8 protein-coding genes and 1 tRNA gene are annotated in these 5,012 nt (G+C 68.3%); 1 reads left to right on the forward strand and 8 read right to left on the reverse strand.

Annotated features, from left to right (window positions below; all coding sequences use genetic code 11):
• From ACJ73U_RS26025 to ACJ73U_RS26040, 4 genes are all read right to left on the reverse strand, one after another.
• A partial coding sequence (locus ACJ73U_RS26025; RefSeq protein ID WP_407780333.1) for a hypothetical protein occupies positions 1-185 on the reverse strand: 185 nt, incomplete at its 3' end.
• A 767-nt stretch (positions 186-952) separates the two neighbouring features.
• Positions 953-1,141, reverse strand: coding sequence for a hypothetical protein (locus tag ACJ73U_RS26030; RefSeq protein WP_407780334.1), 189 nt, complete (start codon positions 1,139-1,141; stop codon positions 953-955).
• The gene (locus ACJ73U_RS26035) at positions 1,113-1,673 is read right to left on the reverse strand and encodes a YdcF family protein (protein ID WP_407780335.1); all 561 of its coding nucleotides are present in this window, start codon (positions 1,671-1,673) and stop codon (positions 1,113-1,115) included. Before ACJ73U_RS26035 ends, ACJ73U_RS26030 begins: the two co-directional genes overlap by 29 nt.
• Entirely contained in the window at positions 1,594-1,863 is a 270-nt protein-coding gene (locus tag ACJ73U_RS26040; protein ID WP_407780336.1) for a UTRA domain-containing protein, read from the reverse strand. Before ACJ73U_RS26040 ends, ACJ73U_RS26035 begins: the two co-directional genes overlap by 80 nt.
• 40 nt (positions 1,864-1,903) lie before the next feature.
• Here ACJ73U_RS26040 and ACJ73U_RS26045 point away from each other — a divergent pair, with 40 nt between their 5' ends.
• Entirely contained in the window at positions 1,904-2,344 is a 441-nt protein-coding gene (locus ACJ73U_RS26045; RefSeq protein ID WP_407780337.1) for a hypothetical protein, read from the forward strand.
• A gap of 153 nt (positions 2,345-2,497) precedes the next feature.
• Here the strand turns inward: ACJ73U_RS26045 and ACJ73U_RS26050 are convergent.
• The 4 genes from ACJ73U_RS26050 to ACJ73U_RS26065 form a co-directional block, all read right to left on the reverse strand.
• A tRNA-Lys gene (locus tag ACJ73U_RS26050) sits at positions 2,498-2,570 on the reverse strand.
• Between the two features lie 172 nt (positions 2,571-2,742).
• Positions 2,743-2,883: a hypothetical protein gene (locus tag ACJ73U_RS26055; protein ID WP_407780338.1), complete on the reverse strand. Its 141-nt coding sequence runs from the start codon at positions 2,881-2,883 to the stop codon at positions 2,743-2,745.
• A gap of 148 nt (positions 2,884-3,031) precedes the next feature.
• Positions 3,032-4,522 carry a hypothetical protein gene (locus ACJ73U_RS26060; protein ID WP_407780339.1) on the reverse strand — a complete coding sequence of 497 codons (1,491 nt, stop codon included), beginning with the start codon at positions 4,520-4,522 and terminating at the stop codon, positions 3,032-3,034.
• Positions 4,519-5,012: SdrD B-like domain-containing protein (locus tag ACJ73U_RS26065; RefSeq protein ID WP_407780340.1), on the reverse strand; the 494-nt coding region annotated here is incomplete at its 5' end. The genes ACJ73U_RS26065 and ACJ73U_RS26060, both read right to left, overlap by 4 nt.

The following is a 5,012-nucleotide window of genomic DNA, read 5'->3' on the forward strand; positions in this document are numbered from 1 at the left end:
AGATATAGCGCAGAGTAAGCCTCTACTCGTTTCTCGTATAAACGGTATGCATCTTCCCGCGCATACTGTTCCTGTCGTATTTCGCGATCGTGTTTCACTTGAAAACGCTGGCTGACTAGCGAGCCGACAACGGTCAGCATTCCGCCCGTAACTGCAAGAAGAAGAGACGCGATAAGGTTCGGCAAAATTCCTCCTCCGGAACAGCCCATTTTACCTGGCGCAAACCCGCAACGTTACCGCAGCTTCGACCATCCTGGAGGTGCGTCCGTCCGGCGAGAACATCTCTTGGTCGAGCGTGGGCTGAGTACTGATCCTGGCCCGCCTCGGCCGGACCGGCGCGCGCTGGGATCGGCGCCAGCCGCACGCCCGGCGCGCAGTGTCGGTCCGGCATAGACGCTGCGGGCCAGCGGGCTGCCCTTGGGCGACCCGCCTTGAACAAGAGAGAAAGTCTGAACACGGCAGCCGTTACGGGTCGACGGGCGACGGAAGTCCTACGCAGACGGTTGCCATACCTCGTTGAGATTGCCCGTCACGAAAGAAATGCGGACCGAGATTGAGGAGAATGTGCGGTTGCCATCATTTTTATTTCACCCGAATGGGTAGACCATGTCACCCGTATGGTCAGGATTGCTCGCATACAAGTCGCCCTAGCGGTACAACGAAGCGGTCCCCCCGGCAGCTGCATTGCAATGATTGAGAGTAATGGCAGTGAGCTTTCTGTTCCCCGCCGCCTCGCTCGTCGACTTCGTCCTGTCCACGAGCGTCCTGGTCTTGGCCTTGCCGCTCGCCACCCTTATCGTTTGGGGACTGGCGGAGGCGCTTCGCCTCTACGTAAAACGTCGGCGTCCATGACCTCTCGTGGCTGAGCCAATGCGCCCACTCAACTGTGGGGACATCCTATCTTGAAGTTCATACGCACCGATCAGGCCGCCTCTGGGATGAGGTGCGCGGTTTAGCCGGCTTCCACTAGTCTGCGGTACGCAGCGTCCACCTCGGCGGGAATGTCCTGGTGGATCGCGTAGCCGTGCTCGGCGTGGAGCCGGATGCGCTGCGTGTCGCCGACTATAACGTTGATCATGCGGGAGATGTCGCCGATGTCCGCGGCGTAGGTGTCAAGGTCGATTTCCTGGGAGGTGCACACCAGGTCGACCTCGGGCCACAGCTTCCGGCATGTCGCGAACGCTCGGCGCTCCTGGTATGGACGCGATATCAGCGTGACCGACTTTAGTGAGGCCTTCGGCGGTCAGCAGCTCGCGGGTCAACGTCATGTTCTCGCCGGTGTTCCGCGCCTTCGGCTCAACCCGGATCGCCTCGTCCGGGACGCCCTCTTCGAGCGCACGCTCCCGGGTAGTGCACAGCTTCACCGCGGGGGAAGCGGTCGATCGTGGTCGGGGCGTTGGCACCGGTGACACGATCAGGGGGAACAGGCCCTGGTGGTACAGCTCGGCGGTCCGCACGGCAACACCGATGTCGTGGCTGCCGAGTCCGATCCCGACGTCGGTGGGCGCAGCTCGTGGTCTAGCCGGTGGTAGTTCCACAGCTCTCCACGTCGTCGCGGACGGCTGTGGGGATGGTGTCGGGCACGGTTCCTCCTCAGTCGGGGAGCTTGAAGCTGTACGTCCACGAGAAGCGGCTGGCTGCGTGAACGCCGCGGGCGAACTCGACTGGCACATCGTTGGCGGTGTAGGTAGTGCGGTGCGGCTCGACCACTGGTTCACCGGCTGGCAACTCCAGCTCGGCCAGCTCTTCGGGCGTGGGCATGCGGGCCTGGAAGGTCTCCGTCATGTGGTCCGGTTCCAAGCCCTGCAGGGTCAGCACGGCGAAACCGCCGCCCGGTGTCGCGGTGTCCGGCTTGGGGTCCACGATCGGCGTTCCTTCCACATGCTCCGGACGGTAGTAGCTCGTGAGCGTGCGTCGGAACGCCCGCGTCCTTGACCAGGCGGGCACGCTCGTAGACGGGTGCGCCGGTCTCGATGCCCAGCGCTGCGGCCACTGCCTCGTCTGCCTCGGTGCGCTGGACGCGGTTTGTCTGGTCGCCGCGGTGCCAGGGGCGTCCGGATGCCTCGCGGTCGGCGGCGAACGGGACTGGTGCGTGGCCATGCTCGACAACCGTCACGCCGCGCTCGGCCGGCCGGCGTCCGGCCCGATCTTCCCCAGCTCGACCGGCACCGTCCGAGAGGCCAGCAACGTCCGCAACCGGGCCTGGAACCCGTTCAAGCAGCGTGCCGGGTTCGAGTGGGTCACGTTCCGGACCTTCCGCAAGACCGTCGCGGCCCTGCTCGACGAGGCGGGGCTGACGGCACGACAGATCGCGGACATCCTGGGCCACGCTCGGCTTCGATGACGCAGGATGTGTACATGGGCCGGCAGGTGGCCACCCGCGACGGTGCCGACGCGCTCCACGCCGTGCTCGGCACCGACCCGAAGTAAACCGGGAGTTTTCTGGGGACTCGATCATGAGCGCTGCGGCCAGGGCATGCCTGACCAGGGAGAAGTGTGGGCCGCCTGGGGCTCGAACCCAGAACCTACGGATTAAAAGTCCGCAGCTCTACCAATTGAGCTAACGGCCCCTGGGCTCATCGTAGCGAGAGGGCGTCACGCGAAGATCCCCTGTCCCGGTGCTAGCACGTGTTGGGGGTCCTACCTGCGCTTCGCCGCGCGGAACGCCGGCCAGGCCGGCCGTGGTGGGCGCGCCAGGCCGTAGGGCTCAGGGGGCCGGGTAGTGAGTGCCGCCGGCCGCCATTACTGTCGATCGACCACCAGCTCGCCGTCCAGCGACGGGACCCGCACGCAGGGTGACACGTCGGCCGACGTCGGCCAGCCGAGGTTGACCGGGTCGAACGCAACAACCCCGGCCAGGGCGGCCCTGCGACTGATCCGCACGCGGCACCATAAACCAGCACGCTCGTGTGTGGGTCGACGCCGCCGGAGCGGCGCCAACCCACACCCGTACCCCCAGCGCGAGAACATCCTCGTCACAATCAGTCTGCCGGCGCCTACGCTCCCGGACCACGAAGAACGACACGCAGTTTCAGGCGCACACGCGTCTCGCGAACAGACCGGCGACCACCAGCAGGACACCGAGCGCGGTCAGCTCCGCCGCGCCGCCGCCCGTGTTCGCCAGCTCCTCCGGGTATGGCGCGGCGACGGTGGCAGGGGTGACAGGCGTGTTCACGGCGTCCGGGTCCTGTTGGAACGGGCCCGGCAGCACCTCGAGGCTGTCGTACCGGACTTGTTCGTCGGCGAGTACCTGCACCGTCATGTGCTGGTCCGCCATGCGCCACGGGCCGAGCGGGCGCAGCTCGTACACGTCCGCCGGCACCTGCGGGAACTCGAAGCCCCCCGACGCGTCGCTCACCGTGCGGGCCACGCGTTCGCCCGTCGCCCTGTTGATCAGGAGGAGCTTGAGGTCCGGTGCCGGGCGGCCCTCGGTCAGCAGGGTGCCGCCGAACGCGCCCCTGCCGCCGGGCACCACGGCCCGAGCCGCGGCGAACGCGCCCTCGGTCATGCCCGGCAGCCTGAAGTCGCACTGGAGGAGCACGAACCCGTACTTCCACATGAGCGGCGTCACCACGTCGGTGAACTCCCAGGTCCTGGTCTCACCCGACCGCACCACCGCACCGGGTCCGTCCGGGTCGAGCTCGGCCCAGCCCTTGCTGTGCAGCTCGTTGTTCTCGCCGAAGTCGATCGTGTAGCTGCCGCACTGGGCGACGACAGCCGTGAAGTCCGTCGCGGCCGTGTTGGTCAGCGTGATCCGTTCCCGCACCGGGTCGCCGACCGTGTAGCCGGGGCGGTCGAGGGCGACCGTGGCGTGGAGCTTCGTCAGGTCGACGTGCTGTGCCGCGAGCGCCGAGTCGTTCTGGTCGGCCCGGAGCCGCACCTGGGCACCGGAGTCGAGGTACCAGTCCGCGGGCAGGCCCGCCCTGACCGCGTACTCGCCACCCGAGATGCCGGTGAACCGGACGACCCCGTCCGCGCCCGCGCGGGCCTGGTGGGTCTCGTAACGCAGGCCGCCCTGCAGTGTGACCAGCAGCCCCGCCCAGGTCTCGCCGGGGTCGACGGCGCCGTCGCCGTCCGCGTCGCCGTACACGGTCAGGGTCAGGTCGCCCTTGTCCACGGTGACGAACGTGTCGACCGACGCCCGGTTGTTCGTCGGGTCGGTGTCCGGCTCGGCCGACACCACCTCCAGGTGCGCTGCCATGCCGGCGCCGGTGTCGTTCGGCGGCGCGGTGACGCTCAGCTCCACCTGCTCGCCCGGTGCCAGGTCGATGCCGGTCTCGGCGAGCTTTCCCCAGCCCGTGAACGCCAGGTCACCGGTCGAGTGCACCACGACCCCGGTGGCAGCGGTCGGGCCGTTGTTCATGACGAGGACGTTCATCGTCACCACGTCGCCGGGCAGGTACGCCGTCCTGTCGAGCGTCGCGGTCACGGCGAGGTCGACCTGCCCCTCCTGCGCGAGAGCCGTGGGCGCGCCGAGCACGACGATGATCAGCGCGGCCAGGGCCGCCACCAGGCGCGTCACGGGCACGACCGCCGCCGCACGAACAGGAGGCCGGCGCCCGCCAGCAGGAGCAGGAAGCCGACCGCGGCCAGCTCGATCACGTCCGCGCCCGTGTCCGCCAGGTCCTCCGGGCGGTACACCGGCGCGGCCTGCGGCGCCGGCGCGGGGGTGACCACCACGGTGGACCGCGGCGGCGCGTCGAGGTCGGGCTGGGTCGGGCCGGGCTTCACGGCGTACCCGATGTCCCGCATGTCGTCGCCGTCGAACACGTTCACCTCGAGACCCTCGTACACGAGCTGCCACGGTCCGGCGAGCCGCAGGAAGTAGCTGTTGGCCGGCAGGGTGCCGAACACGAACACCCCCTTCGCGTCGGTCACGGCCCGTGCGGCGACCGCGCCGTTCCGGTCGACGAGGAACACCTTGACGCCGGGGACCTCCTCGCCCGGGTCACGGGAATGGTCGTCGTCACGGTCCTCGTACAGCACGCCGCCCGTCGAGCCCCGGCCGCCGG

Origin of the sequence: Actinophytocola sp. (assembly GCF_045807065.1) — a bacterium.
GTDB lineage: Bacteria > Actinomycetota > Actinomycetes > Mycobacteriales > Pseudonocardiaceae > Actinophytocola.